This window comes from Pseudomonas sp. NFACC37-1 (assembly GCF_900101575.1).
Classification (GTDB): domain Bacteria; phylum Pseudomonadota; class Gammaproteobacteria; order Pseudomonadales; family Pseudomonadaceae; genus Aquipseudomonas; species Aquipseudomonas fluorescens_AA.
The window spans coordinates 1-17,996 of record NZ_FMUZ01000035.1; the positions used below are offsets into that span (position 1 = coordinate 1).

Below are 17,996 nucleotides of genomic sequence, written 5' to 3' on the forward strand. Positions count from 1 at the left end.
CAGGGACAGCGGCAACGCTTGCTCGCGGGACACCACGTCGATGGGCTGGACGTGGGAGTGACCGGCCTGTTCCACCCGCTGGGCCAGTTCGCTCAGCGAGGTCTGGGCGAAGAGGGTGCGCAGGTCGATCTCGACACCGAGGTCCTGGTGCAGGCGGGCCTGCAACTGCACAGTCAGCAGGGAATGGCCGCCGAGTTCGAGGAAGCCGTCGTGACGGCCGACCCGATCCAGTTGCAGCAGGTCTTTCCAGATCTCGGCGAGGGCGATTTCAGTGTCGCCCTGGGGCGCCTCGTAGGTTTTGCTGGCCAGGGCTTCCAGGCCGGGGGCCGGCAGGGCGCGGCGGTCGAGCTTGCCGTTGGCGGTCAGGGGCAGGGCATCGAGGTGGACGAAGGCGCTGGGCACCATGTATTCGGGCAGGTGCTTGAGCAAGGTGCTGCGCAGTTGTTCGGCCGGGATCGGCTCGCCGCAGACGTAGGCGACCAGGCGCTTGCTTTCCGACTGCCCGGGGTGGTCTTCCCGGGCAATGACCACCACTTCACGGACACCCGGGCACAACGCCAGGGCCGCTTCGACTTCACCGATTTCGATGCGCAAACCACGGATCTTCACTTGGAAGTCGTTGCGGCCCAAGTACTCCAGGGCACCATTGGCGAGCCAGCGGCCGAGGTCGCCGGTCTTGTACAGACGCGCGTTCGGCTCGGTGCTGAACGGATCGGCGATAAAGCGCTCGGCGCTCAATTGCGGTTGGTTCAGGTAACCCCTTGCCACGCCGATACCACCAATGTGGATTTCCCCGGCAACACCCAGCGGTTGTGGTGCGCCACGGCCATCGAGCACGTACATCTGGATATTGGCGATCGGCCGGCCGATGGGCACGCTTTCGCCAGGATCACTGGCGCGGCACTGCCAGGCCGTCACGTCGATGGCCGCTTCGGTCGGGCCATAGAGGTTATGCAGTTCGATCTCTGGCAGCTGCCGTTCGAAACGCCTTTGCAGGCTGCGGGGCAGGGCTTCGCCGCTGCACAACACGCGTCGCAGGTCAGGGAATGCCTGCCCGTCATGGTGTTCGAGGAACAGGTCGAGCATCGACGGCACGAAGTGCAACATCGTGACGCTGGCCTGGCGCATCAGCCGGGCCAGGTAGTCCGGTTCCTGATGGCCGCCCGGGCGCGCCATGACCAGTTCGGCCCCGGCCAGCAGCGGCAGGAAGAATTCCCAGACCGACACATCGAAACCGAACGGGGTCTTTTGCAGCACGCGGTCGGTGGCATCGACGCCGTATTCATCCCGGGCCCACAACAGTCGGTTGACCACGCCGAGGTGTTCATTCATCACCCCCTTGGGGGTACCGGTGGAGCCGGAGGTGTAGAGCACGTAGGCCAAGTGAGTGGGGCTCAGGCCGAGGACTTGCGGGTCCGGGTTGTGTTCGGGTTGAGCGGCCAGTTGTGCATGATCATCGAGGGCCAGCAGCGGCGCACTCGAGGCTGGCAGCAGGCCTTGCAACGCCTGGCTGGTCAGTATGGCCCGAGGGCTGCTGTCGTCGAGCATGAATGCCTGGCGAGCATTCGGCAGGTCCGGGTCGATGGGCACGTAGGCCGCCCCGGCCTTGAGAACCCCCAGCAGGGCGACGACCATGTCCGGTCCCCGCCTCAGGCTCACGGCCACTCGGTCATCCGGTTTCACGCCCAGCTCGATCAGGCGATGGGCCAACCGATTGGCCTGGCGGTTGAGTTGTTCATAGCTGAGCAACGGCCCGGTATCGCCGCGCACGGCACAGGCGTGCGGACGCTGCCGGGCTTGCTGTTCGAACAATTGATGGATCAACACATCCTGCGGATAGTCGCGGGCCGTGGCGTTGAATTCGACTTGCACGCGTTGCCGCTCGACCTGGCTCATGAGCGGGTACTGCCCCACGGGCGTTGCATGCTGCTCCAGCACTGCCTCGAGCATCGAGACGATGCGTTGTTGCAGGTGCCGGGCTTCTTCCAGGCTGAAGTAGGCGGTGTTGAAGTTGAAGTCCAGGTGGACGTCTTCGAACGGATGATAATCGCGCACGAAGATCGCCATGGGCGTCTGCTCGTAGCCGTTGTCCATGGTGATGACCGTGGACGAGGTGCCGCCGAACTGATCGTCGCCGTCCAGGCTTTCGAACGACAGTGACACGTCGAACAGCTGTCGACGCCCGGTCTGTGCCAGGCGCAGGGTGCGGTTGAGTTCGGCGATGGGGAAGCGCTGATGGCGGTAGCAGCGGCGCAGTTGCCCGCCAGCGGCGTGCATCAAGTCCAGCAGCGAGGCGTCGAAGTCGACGGGCAGGCGGATCGGACTGACCGAGGAAAACATGCCCGCGGTTTCTTTCGCCCGGGCAGTGGTGCGGTTATGCACGGGCATGCCGATGACGATTTCATCGACGCCCACGGTGCGGCAGAAATAGGTGGCGACCACGCTGATCAGCACATGGGCGACCGACAAGCTGCGTTCGCTGGAAAATTGCGTCAACGCGTTGTACAGCGCCCGGGGCAGCATCGCCTGGACCTGGGCACTGGGGGCCAGCTCATTGGCCTGGCCTGTCTTGAAATCGGCCCGGCGCTGCAGCAGCGACGGCGGCATCTGTGCGTAGGTTTCCTGCCAGAACTGGCGGTCGCGCTCATAGCGGGACGAGGCCAGGTAGGCCCGGTCATCCTCCAGGAACGACAGGTAGGAGTGCCCTTGGGCGACTTCATCGTTGCCGGCCAGCAGGGCATTGTAGGCCGTCCCCACGGCATGGCCGATCAGGGCTACGCCAATGCCGTCGGTGACCAGGTGGTGGTAGCGGGCGAGCCAGTAATGGCGGTTCGGGCCGCAGCGGACCATGCGTGCCTCCCAGAGTCGGCCCGTCAAGGATTCGAAGGGCTGCCGAAAGGCATTGCGCAGGTAGTCCATGGCCAGGCCGGCCTCGGCGTCGGCCTCGGAGAACTCCACTACCTCCATGTTTACCTTGACCTCGGGCAGCACGCGCTGGCGGCCGGTGCCGCCTTCATGACTGAAGCTCAGGCGCAGGGTGTCGTGCCGGTTGGCGACCAGCTCGATGGCTTTCTCGAACAATGCAATGTCGATCTGGCCCTTGATCTCCAAGGACATGCCGATGTTGTAGTAGGGCAGGTCCGGGTGTGCGAGCTGATCCAGCCAGATGCCCTGCTGGACGGACGCCAGCTCGTGGGACGCGGAGTCTTGGGTAGGCAACATATCGGTCGACGAATCCATTTCGGAGCACCTGCTTGCAGAATCGATTGAGGTTTGTCTCCGTTCGAATGGCAGTGGTGAAGGCCTGGACGACTGCCAGTCGGCGGAATCAATAGCCGTGGAGAAGGACATCGGGGGCGGTGCAAAGCGCTGGGGACGACGGGGCGGCGAGGGCTGCGTTGCGAGCCGTCGAGGGTCCCGTCCTGCCGTTCGGCTGCGCCTGATATCCCTTCACAAAGTGAGAAAAAATTAGAGCATCCGCCTTGGGATGTCTGTCATGGGAAGCAGGGACAACGGCGCGGAACGTGGCTTTGCGGCGCTTGGGCGTGGTCGCGCGAGTCTGTTATACCAACGGCCCTGAGTGTGCTTGCGAGGGTCGAACATGCCATTAACCGCCGAATCGGACCGCCCAGCGACGAAGTTCTGGAGCTTGTCCCGCTTTCCCAATCACCCACAGGCAGGCGCGGTCGACGTGATCGATGCGCTGGCGATTTCCAAAGAGGATTTCACCCGCCGCTACGTCAACCGCAACCGTCCCTGCCTGGTCAAGAATGCGGTACGGCATTGGCCGGCTTTCCAGAAATGGCAACGCCTGGACTACCTCAAGGCGCACTCGCGCAACAGTGCGGTGGTGGTGCGCTCGCAGATCGTTTCCGAGGTCATCGGTTGGTCCAACCCGAAGGTCAAGGCCGAGCTGACCGAGTATGCCAACACGGTCTATCGGGAAATGCCGTTCCACCAGTTTCTCGACGACCTGAACGTGGGTGATTCGCCGTTGGTGGCCGACAGCTGCCGGTTCTCCGAAGGCTCGGCCATCGAGCCGATGAAGGAGGATGTCGGTGGGTTGCCTTTCATGCCGCAGTTGGGCAAGTCCCGGCACTACCCGCCCCATCGCAGTTTCCTGTACCGCAACTCCTATACCGATTGGCACTTCCATGTCGTCGATGAAACGTTCATGGCCCAGGTCGTCGGTGCCAAGGAAGTGTTGCTGTTACCGCCGGACGAAACCAGCTGGCGGGCCTTGCGCCCGGTGATCGAAGAGGCGGGCTACCTGTACGACATCGACACCGGGCGCTTCCCTGGCACTCAAGCATTGCGAGCGCTGCGCACGGTGGTGGAGCCGGGGGATGCGCTGTACATCCCGGTCTACTGGTGGCACGCCGTGCAATCGATGGACGATGAATTCGGCGCAACCGTCGCGGCGACGTTCCCGACGCCCTTGCACGTCAGCGGCAACATCAGTTCGCCCATCGCCAGGCGGGTGTTGCGGACCTATCTGTTTTCCCGTTTTGCGCCGTTGATATTGGGCGCGGTGCTTTATTCCCTGGCCTATCGTCTGCTGGACACGTTGATCGGTGTGGTCACGCCTCGCGATGTGCGCCCATGAGCGTGGGGAGCGGCCGCCGGGGTTTTGACCTGGGGCGCGGTTTCTATTTCCTCTGGTGCGGCGAGTCGCTGGCGGTGGTGGGCACGGCGCTGATGGAATTCGCCCTGGGTGTCTGGGTGTACAACCATACCGGCTCGGCGGTGGCCTTCGCCAACGTGGTACTGGCGGCGACATTGCCGGCGGTGTTGTTCTTGCCCTTGGCGGGTGGGCTGGCCGACCGGATCAGCCACCGGGTGATCATTGTCTGTTGCGATGTGACCCTGGCGGTGCTGCTCCTTGGGGTCATGGCGCTGCTCTGGTTCGAACGCCTGGAGCCGTTGCACCTGTACATTTTCAATTGTCTGGCGTCGATTGTCGGCGCCTTTCGCAAACCGGCCTATCAGGCCGCTGTCAGTACGATTGTCGCCCCTGACAAGTTCACCCGGGCCTCGGGATTGATCAGTATCAGCAAGAACGCGTCGGCCCTGGTGGCACCGTTGTTGGCGGGGGCGATCATGGCCAGTGCCGGGTTGGTGACGATCCTGGCGGTGGACCTGCTGACCTTCTGCTCCGGCACCTTGCTGGTGATCAAGGCGTTCTCCCATGTGCGAGGGGCGCCGGGTCGTCAGGACGGCGGGCCCAAAGGCACGGTGTTTGGCGGGGCGCTGGGAAATGTCGCCGCGGCGCTGAAGTTCTTTGTCGCCGAGCGGCTGATGGCCGGCCTGCTGGTCTACACCATGATGCGCACGGCGCTGCTGTCACTGGCCACCCTGATGATGACGCCGTTGCTGCTGTCGACCCTGGGCAGCCAGGCCTTGGGCATGGCCTACACCTGGGCGGCCCTGGGTGGGCTGGCGGGCGCGGGGCTGCTGATCTCGATGGGCAATCCACGTCGGTTGATGGCGCTGGTGGCGGTGGCCGATCTGTTGTTGGCGGGCTGTGTCGTCGCCTTGGGGCTGGTCTCGCAGACCTTCGCCTACTGCGCACTGGCCTTTGTCGCGATCACCATGGCGAGCATCGCCGACGCCAGCGTGAACTCGCTGTGGATGCGCAGGATCCCCGCTGGCAGCCGTGCCAGCGTGTTTGCATTGATCAGCATGTTGACCATCGCCACCACCAGCCTGGCGGTGATCGTCGGCGGTTTCCTGGTGGACCACTGGTTCCAGCCAGCGCTGATGCCCGGCGGTCTTTATGCCGACTCGATCGGACGTTGGCTGGGCGTGGGGCCGGGGCGTGGAGTGGGGTTGCTGTTCGTGGTGGCCGGCGGGTTGTTCGCGTTCCTGCCATTGAGCGTCTTGCTGTATGGACCGATGCGTCGACTGGACGAGCCCCCGGCGCCGGCGGCGGGGGCGCGGATGATCGAAACACCCCAGGTCGAGCCCCTGTAATGCCGGTCGGCCCCGGTGTACCTGATTCCCGTGACAGACAGGCCAAGCCCGGTGGGTCAACCTTGGCAGGCTCTCCTGCCGCGCCTCTTTCACCCGGCGGACAGGACTATCTGGCATCGCCAGCGGAATCGACAACCTCAATAAAAGGAGTACCTATGCGCCCGTCGTTTTATGACCCCAGCCGTTTTCCGCAACTGAAGAACCTGGCCGACAACTGGGAAGTGATCCGCGAGGAATTTCTGGCCCTCGATGCGCCAACCCTGACGATCAACCGCGTGGGCAAGCAGATCGCCGAGATCGTCGAGGAGATCGACGCTCACATGGCGGCTGGGGGAGAGTATGGCTGGCTCTGGGGATGGGGCGACGACATGGATATCATGCCGGAGTGGACCCAGTACGGCCTGGTGGCCTACGACACCCCGATCCCCTACGCCCGCGACGCCATGCCCGGGACCATCGAGCTGCTGAGCAAGATTCCCGGCATCAAGCTTTGCGCCTTGTTGCGCATGGAACCCAACGTGTTCCTCGGTACGCATTCTCATACCGGCACTTGGGAAGAAGGTCTGCTGCACATGCAATTGACCATCGACGCGCCTACCACGCAGAACTATGCCTACCTTAATGTCAATGGCAGCTTCAACCAGAGCACCAACGGTAATCTGGTGATTTTCGATGGATCCTTGGACCACTTTGCGGTCAATGCGTCCAGGGCTCACCGGACTGTGCTGTACCTTGAGTTTCATCGTGAGAAGCACATGGTGGCTTGATGTGGAACCCTGTCACCGGAAAGATTGTGGGCGGACGTTGAATCATTGGGCACCCAAGTACTCGTGTGGGAGCTGAGCTTGCTCGCGATGACGTTGGCACATTCAATCCCGATGCAAGCTGACCCACCGCTATCGCGAGCAAGCTCAACTCCCACAAGGGATTGTGGGCGGATGCAAAATCTATGGGGCTCCAAGAACCCAGGTGGAGCGAGCTTGCTCGCGAAGGCGGCCTGCCAGCCAACCTGATTCTTCCAGCCATACTCCAATCCCCTTGTGCGAGGCCCATTGCTCCCTTCCAGGCAGGTTGGTCGCCGCCCACGATTCTTGATATCGATCAATTGCAACTCGATCATTTGGCCGTACTCTCCACTGCATATTGTGTTTTCACAAATTAAAAAGCCTATATGTAGTGTCTGGAGCCAAAATGCAGAGCACGTTGATCTCAGTAGGGTGTAACCGCTTGCACAAGCGCGATGGCAGTGTGGTCGCCTTTGATGCGGACAAGATCCGCCAGGCGCTGATCGCCGCCGGCAAGGCCACCGGTGAGTACGCCGAAGCCGAGGCCAAAGGGTTGCTCGAGGCGGTATTGGCGCGGCTGGAAGGGCAGACGCGGTTGAGCGTCGAGCAGATCCAGGACCGCGTCGAGCGGGTTCTGATGGACGCCGGGTATTTCCTGTCCATGCGCGCCTACATCGTCTATCGCGAGCAACACGGACGCCTGCGTCGGGATCGTCGTACGCTGGTGGAAGTCGCCACTTCGATGAACGAATACCTGGATCGCGAAGACTGGCGTGTGCAGGCCAACGCCAACCAGGGCTATTCCCTCGGCGGCCTGATCCTCAATGTATCGGGCAAGGTCACCGCCAATTACTGGCTCGACGAAGTCTACAGCCAGGCCATCGGCGAGGCGCACCGCGAGGCGGACCTGCATATCCACGACCTGGACATGCTCGCCGGCTATTGTGCCGGCTGGTCCTTGCGCACCCTCTTGCACGAAGGCCTCAACGGCGTGCCAGGGCGGGTAGAGGCCGGGCCGCCCAAGCACTTGAGCAGCGCCCTGGGACAGATGGTGAATTTCCTCGGCACCCTGCAAAACGAATGGGCCGGCGCCCAGGCGTTCAGCTCGTTCGATACCTACCTGGCGCCCTATGTGCGCAAGGACCGGCTCAGCTACGACCAGGTTCGCCAGTCGTTGCAGGAGTTCATCTACAACCTCAACGTGCCGTCGCGCTGGGGCACGCAAACCCCGTTCACCAACCTGACGTTCGACTGGGTCTGCCCCCAGGACCTGCGCGAACAGATCCCGGTGATCGGCGGTGAAGAAATGCCGTTCGCCTACGGTGACCTGCAAGCGGAAATGGAACTGATCAACCGCGCCTACATCGAGGTGATGCAGGCCGGCGATGCGAAAGGCCGGGTCTTCACGTTCCCGATCCCGACCTACAACATCACCCATGACTTCCCGTGGGACAGCGAGAACGCCGACCGGCTTTTCGAAATGACCGCCTGCTACGGCTTGCCGTATTTCCAGAACTTCCTCAACTCGGACATGCAACCCAACCAAGTGCGGTCGATGTGCTGCCGCCTGCAACTGGACGTGCGCGAGCTGCTCAAGCGCGGCGGCGGCCTGTTCGGTTCGGCGGAACAGACCGGTTCCCTGGGCGTGGTGACGATCAACTGCGCGCGCCTGGGCTACCTGTACAAAGGCAACACCAGCGGGCTACTGCAACGCATCGATACCCTGATGGAACTGGCGAAAGAGAGCCTGGAGGTCAAGCGCAAGGTCATCCAGCATCACATGGACGCCGGTTTGTACCCCTACACCAAGCGCTACCTCGGCACGTTGCGCAATCACTTCTCCACCATTGGCGTGAACGGCCTGCATGAAATGCTGCGCAATTTCACCGATGACCAGCAAGGCCTGCACACCGAGCAGGGCCGGGCATTCGCTTTGAAACTGCTGGATCACGTGCGGGCCACGTTGCTGCGTTTCCAGGAGGAAACCGGCCACCTCTACAACCTCGAAGCCACACCCGCCGAAGGCACCACGTACCGCTTCGCCAAGGAAGACCTCAAGCGCTACCCGGATATCCTACAGGCTGGCAGCCCGGTCGCGCCGTACTACACCAACTCTTCGCAACTGCCGGTGGGGTTCACCGACGATCCATTCGAAGCCCTGGAGTTGCAGGATGAACTGCAATGCAAATACACCGGCGGCACCGTGTTGCACCTGTACATGGCCGAGCAGATTTCCTCGACCCAGGCCTGCAAGCAACTGGTGCGCAAGGCCCTGGGCCGTTTTCGCCTGCCGTACCTGACCATCACACCGACCTTTTCCATCTGCCCGGTGCACGGCTACCTGGCCGGCGAACACGAGTTTTGCCCCAAATGCGACGAGGCCTTGCTGCTGCAACAGCAGTTGGCAGGCAGCGTTCACTGATCCGATCCATCGACTGCAAGGAGCTTCACCCATGAATGCATCACAAAGCCTTCCACCCGCACAGCGTCAACGTTGCGAAGTCTGGACCCGGGTGATGGGATATCACCGCCCGGTGGCGGCCTTCAACCCCGGTAAGCAATCCGAGCATCGTGAGCGGGTGCACTTCACCGAACGTGCGGCCGGGCGTCCATGAGTCGAGTGCTACGGGTCGGGGGCATGGTGCCCCTGACCACCCTCGATTATCCGGGCCAACTGGCCTGTGTGCTGTTTTGCCAGGGATGTGCCTGGCGGTGTCGTTATTGCCACAACCCGCAACTGATCCCGCCGCGCGGCAGTGAGGAGGTGGAGTGGTGCCGGGTGTTGGCGTTCCTGCAACGCCGTCAGGACCTGCTCGACGCCGTGGTGTTCAGCGGCGGTGAGCCGACCTTGCAGGACGGCCTGGCGCCAGCGATGGAGGATGTGCGGCAAATGGGGTTTCGCATCGGCCTGCACAGCGCCGGTATCAAACCGGCGGCCTTCGCCAAAGTGGTCGGCCTGGCCGACTGGGTCGGCTTCGACATCAAGGCCTTGCCCGAAGATGCCCTGGACGTGACCCGGGTCGAAGGCAGCGGCACCGCCAACTGGCGCAGCCTCGACCACCTGCTGGACAGCGGCGTTGATTATGAATGTCGCACGACGGTGCACTGGCATCTGTTCGACCCGGAGCGGTTGCTGACCCTGGCCCGACGCCTGAGCGAGCGCGGTGTCACCCGGTTTGCTGTGCAACTGGTGCGCACCGCGCGGATGCTCGATCCGCATCTTTCCAGTGTCTCGGCGCAGGCCTTGCAGCCCGAATTATGGGCCGCCATGCGCGAGTTGTTTCCCTCGTTTGTATTACGCAGTTGAACGCACGCTGGGTTGAGTGATTGCCCGCCACCCCCTGTGGGAGCGGGCTTGCTCGCGAAAGCGGTGGGTCAGCTTGCGATGATGTTGGATGTACCAACGCCTTCGCGAGCAAGCCCGCTCCCACAAGGATTTTGTGTTGAGCCCAGATGTTGAGAGCACCCGCTCCCACAGTATTTAGTGTGTCACCACCCCCAAAACTGCAACCACCAACCATACCCCACCCAACCGCTGGCCACTATCAGGCAGGCCATGGCGGGCAGTCGCTGAACGGGCGATGCCTCCATCTGCTCCAGGCGCTTCCAACCCAGCCACAGGCTCCAGGCCATCGCCGCCACCAACAACCCGGCTCGAGCCGGCTGCACCCATTCCAGCAATAGCCCTTCATAGCGCAGCAACTTGACGGTGGTGGCCGATAGACCGAGGAACAGACCGGCACCGCCAAGGGGTGTCAGGGTGAGGGCCAGGGGCAAATATTCTGCGGGATTGCCCGCGAGTCGTGCTGCCAGGCGCATCAGCAGCATCAGCAAAGTCCCCAGCAACAGGGCACTCGTGCCCAGATAGCCGACGATGCAAAAGCCATCGAGCCAGCTGAAGCTGTCGTTGAGTTGCGGGTAGTGCGTCAGCAACCACCAGGGCGCGTTGTCTTGCAGCGCCCATAACAGGTCGTGTGCCACCAGCCATTGCGCCAGTGCCTGCTTCAGGGCGATGAACCAGGGGCTGACGGTCCATTGAAAGGCCCCCATGGCCAGGCCGATGACGCCGAACAACAGCAAGCGCACATCCCAGGGCGAGAGCGTGGTGGGCGTTGACTGAAGGATTTCCTGGTTGCTGGAGCGGGCGATCAGGCGCACCGCATCGCGCTGACCGCTGCAGCGACCACAGGCGTGGCAATCGGTGGCACCGCGCATTCGGCGGATGTCCAGCAAGGGCGCGCAGTTGGGTGCGGGGCGACGCGGCGCAGGGTTTTCCAGCCAGCGTTGTTCGTCTACTTGAAAGTGCATCGGTGCCAGGCGGGCGAGGAGGGCGAAGACGCCACTGACCGGGCACAGATAACGGCACCACACTCGCTTGCCACGGGCGAACAGCAGGCCAACGATCACCGCCGCGACGGTCGAGCCACCCAGGATCAGCAGCGCCGCCTGGGCATAGTCGTAGACGCTGATGAGCTGGCCATACATCGTCGTCAGGCAGAACGCCAGGGTCGGCCAGCCGGCCCAGCGCACGCTTCTCGGCACACCCAGGCCTTTGCCGTAGCGACTGGCCCATTCACTCAAGGCGCCTTCGGGGCACAGCACGCCGCACCAGAGCCGACCGAACAGCACGATCGAGAGCAATACGAACGGCCACCACAGGCCCCAGAACAAAAACTGCGCCAGCAGCGTGAGGTTGTCGAACAGGTGCGCCTGACTGCTGGGCAATGGTAATAGGGCGGGTATCATCAGCAGCACCGCGTAGAACAGCACCACCGCCCATTGCACGGCACGAATGGTCGCGCCGTGGCGCCGCATGCCGTCGCCCAGGCGCTGGAGCCAGGGGTTCAGGTGGGGCATGGCAGGTTTTGCGCCTTGGGTGTCCGCAACCATCCTGCGACGGCCAGCCAATAGCCAAGCCATACCAGCAAGGTCAGCGCGCTGGGACTGGCGCGATACCCGGCGAAGTCGGCGAGGAATCCGCCCAGGCCATGGCCGTCGTCCAGTATCGCGCTACTGTTCCACAGTGCATCGCCAATGCCACGGTACACCGGCTCGGGCCAATCCATCGCGAGCAATTGCCCGCCGATCCGCTCGATGCCGCTGACCAGCAACGCCGCACCCAACAGCAGCAGGATCGCTTCGCTGATGGCGAAGAAACGCGGCCAGGAGATGAACCGACGACTGCCGTGGAGCAAGGAAACGCTCAACAGCGCCAGCACCAGGCCAGCGACTGCACCCACGGCGAACAGGCCCAGTGACGGCCCTTGCAAACGGGCTCCGGCGCCGTACAGGAAGACCACGGTTTCACTGCCTTCGCGGCTGACCGCCAGCAATGCCAGCACCATCAGGCCCAGGCCACCCTGACGGCTCAGGCGCTGGTCGGCTTGGCGCGACAGGACCTGTTTCAGTGTCCCCGCGTTGCGGTGCATCCAGCCGACCATTTGCACGATCAACAGACTCGCGATCAACGCCAACGAAGCCTGGAACCATTCATTGGCGCTACCACTCATGGCTTCGCCGGCCAGCAGGATCAAACCCGCCAGCACGCCCGACAACAGCAAGCCCAGGAGTGCGCCGCTCCATAGGTACCGCAACAGATGGCTGGCCTGTTGTTGCCGGCTGACCCAGGCCTGGAGGATACCGATCACCAACAACGCCTCGACGCTTTCGCGCCAGACAATAAACATCGATTGAGTCATGCAAACGCCTCCTTCTGGACGATCATTGGGCGAGAATCCCGCCCTCGGGCAGTTGCGGGTTGAATTCATCGAAAAACGGATAGTGCCCGGGGCGCAGCGGATGGATGACCACGAAGGTCGTGACGCCGGGCGAGAGCACTTTTTCGACGCGCAATGGCGTGCTTTCGAATTCCGCCGGGCCCTGGCCGACATTCTTCAGCACGATCTTGAAGCGTTTCCCGGCCGGCACTTCCAGCTGCGGCGGCGTGAAATGCCCGTCGCGCATGCTCAACTCATAGGTGGGCAGTTCGGCCTGGGCGAGCGACGGCAGCAGCAGAACGGTCAGCATCAGCCAGGCCAGGCATGACGGCCAGGATCGGCGGCTCATGCTCAGTACCCGCCTTTTTTACCGATCCCGGCGTAAACGAATTCGTAATGCAGCTCGCAACGTTCGAACCACGGCGCCACGCCGGTTTCCTTGTCGGTATGACGACCGAGGGACGCGTGGTCAGCCGGTGGCAGGACGGTGAAGGTCAATTGGTATTTGCCAGGGCCGAGCAGCTTGACGTTGTCACCGTAGTGCGGCCCGTCATTGGCGACCATGGCGTGGAAGTCGCCCTTGAGCTCGGTGTCGTTGCCTTGTTTCTTCAGCTGGAACGACACGTTGAGATAGGGTACGAAACTGCCTTCCTGAAAGCCTTGCTGGTTGTCCGCCGTGGCGCGGATGTCAGCTTCCAGGTGCACATCCGAATCTGCGGTGGCGCGCATCATGCCGGTGGGGGCCATTTCGATCGGTTGCAGGTACACCGCACCGACTTCCAGCCCCGGGCACAGTTGCGGTTCGCCGATGGGGTATTCCTTGGCTTGGGCCAGCGGTGCGAGCAACAGCAGGGTGAGGGACAACGGAGCAACGGGGCGCATGATGACTTCCTGGCTAGCTAAATGATGGCGCCGAGTCTAGGAAGCTTAGCTGCGAATAATAATGATTCTTGTCAATTTTCAGTGCGAAATTTTGCTCGGGGAGCATCTGTTGCTCTCGCGCGGCTGTTCTTGATCGGGATCAAGGGTGGCGCTGTCCCGACGGGGTAGGGTACGGGCACACCCATCTGTTATGCGGGGTCGCCATGGCAAAGCCTTTTCCCATCAGTCCCAAACATCCCGAGCGCATTTGCTGGGGTTGTGATCGTTACTGTCCGACCACTGCGTTGGCCTGTGGCAACGGTGCCGATCGAACCATGCACCCGGCCGAGATGATTGGGGACGATTGGTACCTGCATGGGGATTGGGGGCTGGAACTGGTCGACATTACCGCCAAGGTCATCGATCCAAGCGCCACTCACATGAAGGAATGAAGCAACCCTGTGGCGAGGGGATTTATCCCCGCTGGACTGCGCAGCAGTCCCACGATTTTGCGGTTGCTGCGCAACCGAGCGGGGATAAATCCCCTCGCCACATTAGAACCGGCAAACCTCACTGGCTTTCCCGAGCAGGGATATTTACAACTTCGGCAACTGCCCGATCCGCCCCATCATCTCGGTCACGATCTGCAAGTCCAACAGGAACTGCTCCACCGTCTTGAACTCGTTGTCGTTGTGGCCGGTGTATTTGACGTCGGGCATCGCCAGGCCGAATTGCACGCCGTTGGGCAGGTCATGGACCGACGTGGCGCCGGCGGAGGTGCCGTATTTGTGTTCCATGCCCAGGTTCTCACTGGCCACGGCCAACAGCGCCTTGACCCATTCACCCTCGGGGTTGCGGTACATCGGCTCGTCGATGGAATAGTCGAAGGCCACCGCGACCTGGGACTTCTTGCTCCAGGCGGCCAGTTTGTCGGCAATGTCAGTCTTGAGGGCTTGCGTGGTCTTGCCGACCGGCACCCGCAGGTTCACCGCCAGTTTGAAGGTCTTCTCATCCATCCCGACGAACGTCAGGGACGCGGTCAGCGGGCCCATGAAGGCATCGGAAAAGCCAATCCCCAGTTTGTTGCCCAGATAGTCCAGGCCCCAGTTGTCGGCGGCGTAGCGGGCGGCGTCGGTGATGTGGTTGTGTTTGAGCGCGACCTTGCCGTCCAGGCCATTGATGAAGTCCAGCATCCGCGCGACCGGGTTGACGCCTGACTCGGGCTCGGAGGAGTGGGCGGATACGCCGGTGAAGGTCAGTTCCACGTCCTTGCCGACGACCTGGGTGCCCACTTCGAAATTGCCGCCGTTGCGCTTGGCATACTCGGTAGCGGCCTTGAGCAGATCGGCGGCCAGTTCGGCAGGCTTGTCGGTGGCAAAGGTGGCCACGGACGTCGACGGGATCTGATTGGTCGCCAGGCCGCCGGTCAATGCGGTGATTTGCGCGCCCTTGCCCTGTGCGGTACGCCGGGCGAAGTTCGCCATGACGGTGCCGTAGCCTTTCTCGGCAATCACCACCGGGTAGCCGCCATCCAGCGCCAGGTTGTAGTTGGGCGTCGGGTTGCGCTCGAAATAATAGGGAATGGCGTCGCCGGTGGTTTCTTCGGTGGTGTCGACCAGCAGCTTGAAGTTGCGCGCCAGTGGCAGTTTTTCTTCCTTGATGACCTTCATGGCGTAGAGCGCCACGACGATGCCGTTCTTGTCATCTTCGGTGCCCCGGCCATACATGCGGTCGCCCACCAGGGTGACCTTGAACGGATCGAGGCGGGTGCCATCTTTCAACACCCAGTTTTGCGGCGTGACCGGCACCACGTCGGCATGGGCATGGATACCGACGACTTCGTCACCGCTGCCTTCGAGGGAAATCTCATAGACGCGGTTGTCGATGTTGCGGAAGTTCAGCTTGAACGCTTCGGCCAGGCTTTTGATCTTGTCGGCGATCTTGAGGAATTCCGGGTTCTCGTGCTGGGCTACACCGTCCTTGCGAAAGGTCGGGATGGCGACCAGTTCCTTCAGCGTCTCGGTGGCGGCTGTGCCGTACTTCACACGGGCGTAGAGGCCCAGCAGGCGATGGATTTCGTTCTGTTGGTCAGCCGACAGGGTTTTGTTGTCCTGGAAGGCGCTGATGGCCGGGCCGAGGTTCGCGGTCTTGGCGAGGTCGCTTTTGGCTACTTCTGCGAGGAACTGCCGGAAATCGGTGACGGAGGTGTCGGAGAAGGTTTTGACGAGGGTCGCGCTTTGTTGTGCAGTGATATTGGCGTTGGCCGACATCGCGAATGACGACAGGCTGGAGAGTATGAGGGTGGCAACGGCAAGACGCTTGAACGGGAAGTTCATGGTGGCAGGCATTCCTTTGCAGGGGAGAAGTGTCGTGTGATGAAACAATCACTTACAACCTAACACCATGAACCCGCGGCGGGGGAGCCCTTGAACAGAATTTGTCGCCCGGAAAAGCGAAAACGGCGCAGAAATGAAAAGTGGCGGTGGGATATTTTGGCCATTCCTCCACCGCAGATCCAGTGTGGGAGCGGGCTTGCTCGCGAAGGCGGTGGGTCAGTTACATTGATGTCGACTGTCACACCGCCTTCGCGAGCAAGCCCGCTCCCACAGGGATCTGCGCGGGTAGCAGGCCTTGCGGACTCAGTGCGGTGAGCGCGCAATTGTCTTGAGCAGGTCTTCAGGGCTGATATGACCTACCACAGGCTGCGCCGTGCTGCCGGGCAATGGCAGGTCAAGGATGTGCCCCTTGATCTTGCCGACCACATGCATCTCGCAGGGTTTGCAGTCGAACTTCAGCGTCAGCACTTCATCGCCATGTATCAGTTGCATCGGCGCGACCTTGGTACGCACGCCGGTGACACCCTTGGCCTGCTTGGGGCAGAGGTTGAACGAGAAGCGCAGGCAGTGCTTGGTGATCATCACCGGCACTTCGCCGGTTTCCTCGTGGGCCTCGAACGCCGCATCGATCAGCTTGACCCCATGGCGATGATAGAAGTCCCGGGCCTTCTGGTTGTAGACGTTGGCCAGGAACGACAGGTGTGACTCCGGGTACACCGGCGGCGGGCTGGTCTCGGCCTTGCGGCCACCCCGTGGATGAGCCGCCACACGAGCAGCGGTCAGGGCCTCGATGGCTTCGCGGCGCAAGGCCTTGAGCTGCGAGTTGGGGATGAAGAACGCCTGGGGCGCATCCAGCTCGATGGCGGTGGCGTGGTATTCGGTGGTGCCCAGTTGGCCAAGCAGGTCGTGCAATTGCTCCAGGGCCTGTTCCGGCTTGTTGGCCAGGCCGAACGGCCCGTCCAGGACGATGCTGGCGCTGAGGCCTTCCTCGCTGGTGGCGGTCAGCTCCAGGCGCTCTTCCCGCAGGCGCGCGACCCAGGCCAGGCCGACGCGGCGCTCCGAGGAGGTCTTGAGCAACGCTTGCTGCCAGTTGTGATCCAGGTTGCGGCTCAACGGGTGGTTGGGACGCAGCTGGTGCATGCCGGCCGGCATTTCGTTGGGCTCGACGCGGTAGCGGTAGCGCTTCTGGCCGTCCTCTTCGAATTCGCCCTTGGGCTCGGCGATGTTGGCGCGGAAACCGACGACTTCGCGCTTGACCAGTACGTTGAGACCGTCGCCGTTGGACAGCGGATCGAAGGTCACCACTTGCAGGTCGCGCTTGCCGACTTTTTCCACCACGCCCACCGGCACGCCGGTAAAGGTTGGCGAATCAAAGGCACCGATGTCGATCTTGCGCTCGCTGACGAAATAGTCGGTGCTGCCACGGTGGAAGGTCTTGTCCGGGTCGGGGACGAAGAAGTGTGCGGTACGGCCGCTGGACGCGCGGGCCAGGTCCGGGCGGTCTTCGAGGACATCGTCCAGGCGCTGGCGGTAATAGGCGGTGATGTTCTTCACATAGCCCATGTCCTTGTAGCGCCCTTCGATCTTGAACGAACGTACGCCGGCTTCGACCAGGGCACGGATGTTGGCGCTCTGGTTGTTGTCTTTCATCGACAGCAGGTGTTTTTCATAGGCGACCACCCGACCCTGGTCATCCTTGAGGGTGTAGGGCAGGCGACAGGCCTGGGAGCAGTCGCCACGGTTGGCGCTGCGGCCGTTCTGGGCGTGGGAGATGTTGCACTGGCCGGAAAAGGCCACGCACAGCGCACCGTGGATGAAGAACTCGATGGCCGCTTCGGTCTCGTCGGCGATGGCACGGATTTCCTGCAGGTTCAGCTCACGGGCCAGGACCAGTTGCGAGAAACCGGCCTGGTCGAGAAACTTTGCCCGGGCCAGGGTGCGGATGTCGGTCTGGGTGCTGGCGTGCAACTCGATGGGCGGGATATCCAGCTCCATGACCCCCAGGTCCTGGACGATCAACGCGTCGACGCCGGCGTCGTACAACTGGTGGATCAGCTGGCGGGCCGGCTCCAGTTCGTTGTCGTGCAGGATGGTGTTGATGGTGGTGAACACACGGGCGTGGTAGCGGTGGGCGAACTCCACCAGCCGGGCAATATCGCCCACCTCGTTGCAGGCGTTGTGACGCGCGCCGAAACTCGGGCCACCGATGTACACGGCGTCGGCGCCATGCAGGATGGCCTCGCGGGCGATGGTCACGTCGCGGGCGGGGCTGAGCAATTCCAGATGATGTTTGGGCAAGGACATTTGTTTTTAGTCAGGCTGGT

At 62.5% G+C, this 17,996-nt stretch carries 14 protein-coding genes; 7 read left to right on the forward strand and 7 right to left on the reverse strand.

Annotated elements, in window-relative coordinates; genetic code table 11:
* On the reverse strand, positions 1 to 3,240 hold a 3,240-nt coding region (locus BLP82_RS25125; protein WP_256576676.1), incomplete at its 3' end, for a non-ribosomal peptide synthetase.
* A gap of 361 nt (positions 3,241 to 3,601) precedes the next feature.
* Between BLP82_RS25125 and BLP82_RS25130 the strand changes: the two genes are divergently transcribed.
* The 6 genes from BLP82_RS25130 (at position 3,602) to BLP82_RS25155 (ending at position 10,065) form a co-directional block, all read left to right on the forward strand.
* On the forward strand, positions 3,602 to 4,606 hold the full coding sequence (locus BLP82_RS25130) for a cupin-like domain-containing protein (protein WP_092174508.1): 1,005 nt from the start codon (positions 3,602 to 3,604) through the stop codon (positions 4,604 to 4,606).
* Entirely contained in the window at positions 4,603 to 5,973 is a 1,371-nt protein-coding gene (locus BLP82_RS25135; protein WP_092174513.1) for an MFS transporter, read from the forward strand. Before BLP82_RS25130 ends, BLP82_RS25135 begins: the two co-directional genes overlap by 4 nt.
* A gap of 155 nt (positions 5,974 to 6,128) precedes the next feature.
* The gene (locus BLP82_RS25140; RefSeq protein ID WP_060742635.1) at positions 6,129 to 6,740 is read left to right on the forward strand and encodes an aspartyl/asparaginyl beta-hydroxylase domain-containing protein; all 612 of its coding nucleotides are present in this window, start codon (positions 6,129 to 6,131) and stop codon (positions 6,738 to 6,740) included.
* Between the two features lie 424 nt (positions 6,741 to 7,164).
* The gene (locus BLP82_RS25145; protein ID WP_092174517.1) at positions 7,165 to 9,180 is read left to right on the forward strand and encodes a ribonucleoside triphosphate reductase; all 2,016 of its coding nucleotides are present in this window, start codon (positions 7,165 to 7,167) and stop codon (positions 9,178 to 9,180) included.
* Positions 9,181 to 9,211: 31 nt separating this feature from the next.
* The gene (nrdD, locus tag BLP82_RS25150; RefSeq protein WP_092174522.1) at positions 9,212 to 9,373 is read left to right on the forward strand and encodes an anaerobic ribonucleoside-triphosphate reductase; all 162 of its coding nucleotides are present in this window, start codon (positions 9,212 to 9,214) and stop codon (positions 9,371 to 9,373) included.
* Entirely contained in the window at positions 9,370 to 10,065 is a 696-nt protein-coding gene (locus tag BLP82_RS25155) for an anaerobic ribonucleoside-triphosphate reductase activating protein (protein ID WP_256576677.1), read from the forward strand. The genes nrdD and BLP82_RS25155 overlap by 4 nt, the downstream gene beginning before the upstream one ends.
* Before the next feature lie 182 nt (positions 10,066 to 10,247).
* Here the strand turns inward: BLP82_RS25155 and BLP82_RS25160 are convergent, their stop codons facing one another.
* Genes BLP82_RS25160 through BLP82_RS25175 form a run of 4 tightly spaced genes read right to left on the reverse strand, consistent with a single transcriptional unit; the run spans position 10,248 to position 13,357 of the window.
* Positions 10,248 to 11,615 (reverse strand): 4Fe-4S binding protein, encoded by a 1,368-nt coding sequence (locus BLP82_RS25160; RefSeq protein ID WP_092174531.1) that lies wholly within the window; start codon positions 11,613 to 11,615, stop codon positions 10,248 to 10,250.
* On the reverse strand, positions 11,603 to 12,457 hold the full coding sequence (locus BLP82_RS25165; protein ID WP_092174535.1) for an FTR1 family iron permease: 855 nt from the start codon (positions 12,455 to 12,457) through the stop codon (positions 11,603 to 11,605). Before BLP82_RS25165 ends, BLP82_RS25160 begins: the two co-directional genes overlap by 13 nt.
* Positions 12,458 to 12,479: 22 nt before the next feature.
* Complete coding sequence (locus BLP82_RS25170; protein WP_371914152.1) at positions 12,480 to 12,785, reverse strand: cupredoxin domain-containing protein; 306 nt, start codon at positions 12,783 to 12,785, stop codon at positions 12,480 to 12,482.
* A 41-nt stretch (positions 12,786 to 12,826) separates the two neighbouring features.
* Positions 12,827 to 13,357, reverse strand: a complete 531-nt coding sequence (locus BLP82_RS25175; protein ID WP_092174544.1) for an iron transporter — start codon at positions 13,355 to 13,357, stop codon at positions 12,827 to 12,829.
* 203 nt (positions 13,358 to 13,560) lie between these two features.
* On the opposite strand from BLP82_RS25175, the gene BLP82_RS25180 reads away from it, so the two are divergent.
* Positions 13,561 to 13,788, forward strand: coding sequence for a DUF3079 domain-containing protein (locus BLP82_RS25180; RefSeq protein ID WP_060742110.1), 228 nt, complete (start codon positions 13,561 to 13,563; stop codon positions 13,786 to 13,788).
* A gap of 144 nt (positions 13,789 to 13,932) precedes the next feature.
* Here BLP82_RS25180 and BLP82_RS25185 read toward each other — a convergent pair whose 3' ends face one another.
* Positions 13,933 to 15,672, reverse strand: a complete 1,740-nt coding sequence (locus BLP82_RS25185; RefSeq protein WP_092174548.1) for a dipeptidase — start codon at positions 15,670 to 15,672, stop codon at positions 13,933 to 13,935.
* Between the two features lie 303 nt (positions 15,673 to 15,975).
* A complete protein-coding gene (locus tag BLP82_RS25190; RefSeq protein ID WP_092174553.1) occupies positions 15,976 to 17,976 on the reverse strand; it encodes a peptidase U32 family protein in 2,001 nt (666 codons plus the stop codon).
* Between the last annotated feature and the right edge of the window lie 20 nt (positions 17,977 to 17,996).

Excerpts from the sequence above, each read along its gene's own strand:
- BLP82_RS25130 (WP_092174508.1), top strand. The coding sequence starts at position 3,602 with ATGCCATTAACCGCCGAATCGGACCGCCCAGCGACGAAGTTCTGGAGC.
- BLP82_RS25135 (WP_092174513.1), top strand. The coding sequence starts at position 4,603 with ATGAGCGTGGGGAGCGGCCGCCGGGGTTTTGACCTGGGGCGCGGTTTC.
- BLP82_RS25140 (WP_060742635.1), top strand. The coding sequence starts at position 6,129 with ATGCGCCCGTCGTTTTATGACCCCAGCCGTTTTCCGCAACTGAAGAAC.
- BLP82_RS25145 (WP_092174517.1), top strand. The coding sequence starts at position 7,165 with ATGCAGAGCACGTTGATCTCAGTAGGGTGTAACCGCTTGCACAAGCGC.
- nrdD (WP_092174522.1), top strand. The coding sequence starts at position 9,212 with ATGAATGCATCACAAAGCCTTCCACCCGCACAGCGTCAACGTTGCGAA.
- BLP82_RS25155 (WP_256576677.1), top strand. The coding sequence starts at position 9,370 with ATGAGTCGAGTGCTACGGGTCGGGGGCATGGTGCCCCTGACCACCCTC.
- BLP82_RS25160 (WP_092174531.1), bottom strand. The coding sequence starts at position 11,615 with ATGCCCCACCTGAACCCCTGGCTCCAGCGCCTGGGCGACGGCATGCGG.
- BLP82_RS25165 (WP_092174535.1), bottom strand. The coding sequence starts at position 12,457 with ATGACTCAATCGATGTTTATTGTCTGGCGCGAAAGCGTCGAGGCGTTG.
- BLP82_RS25170 (WP_371914152.1), bottom strand. The coding sequence starts at position 12,785 with ATGCTGACCGTTCTGCTGCTGCCGTCGCTCGCCCAGGCCGAACTGCCC.
- BLP82_RS25175 (WP_092174544.1), bottom strand. The coding sequence starts at position 13,357 with ATGCGCCCCGTTGCTCCGTTGTCCCTCACCCTGCTGTTGCTCGCACCG.
- BLP82_RS25180 (WP_060742110.1), top strand. The coding sequence starts at position 13,561 with ATGGCAAAGCCTTTTCCCATCAGTCCCAAACATCCCGAGCGCATTTGC.
- BLP82_RS25185 (WP_092174548.1), bottom strand. The coding sequence starts at position 15,672 with ATGAACTTCCCGTTCAAGCGTCTTGCCGTTGCCACCCTCATACTCTCC.
- BLP82_RS25190 (WP_092174553.1), bottom strand. The coding sequence starts at position 17,976 with ATGTCCTTGCCCAAACATCATCTGGAATTGCTCAGCCCCGCCCGCGAC.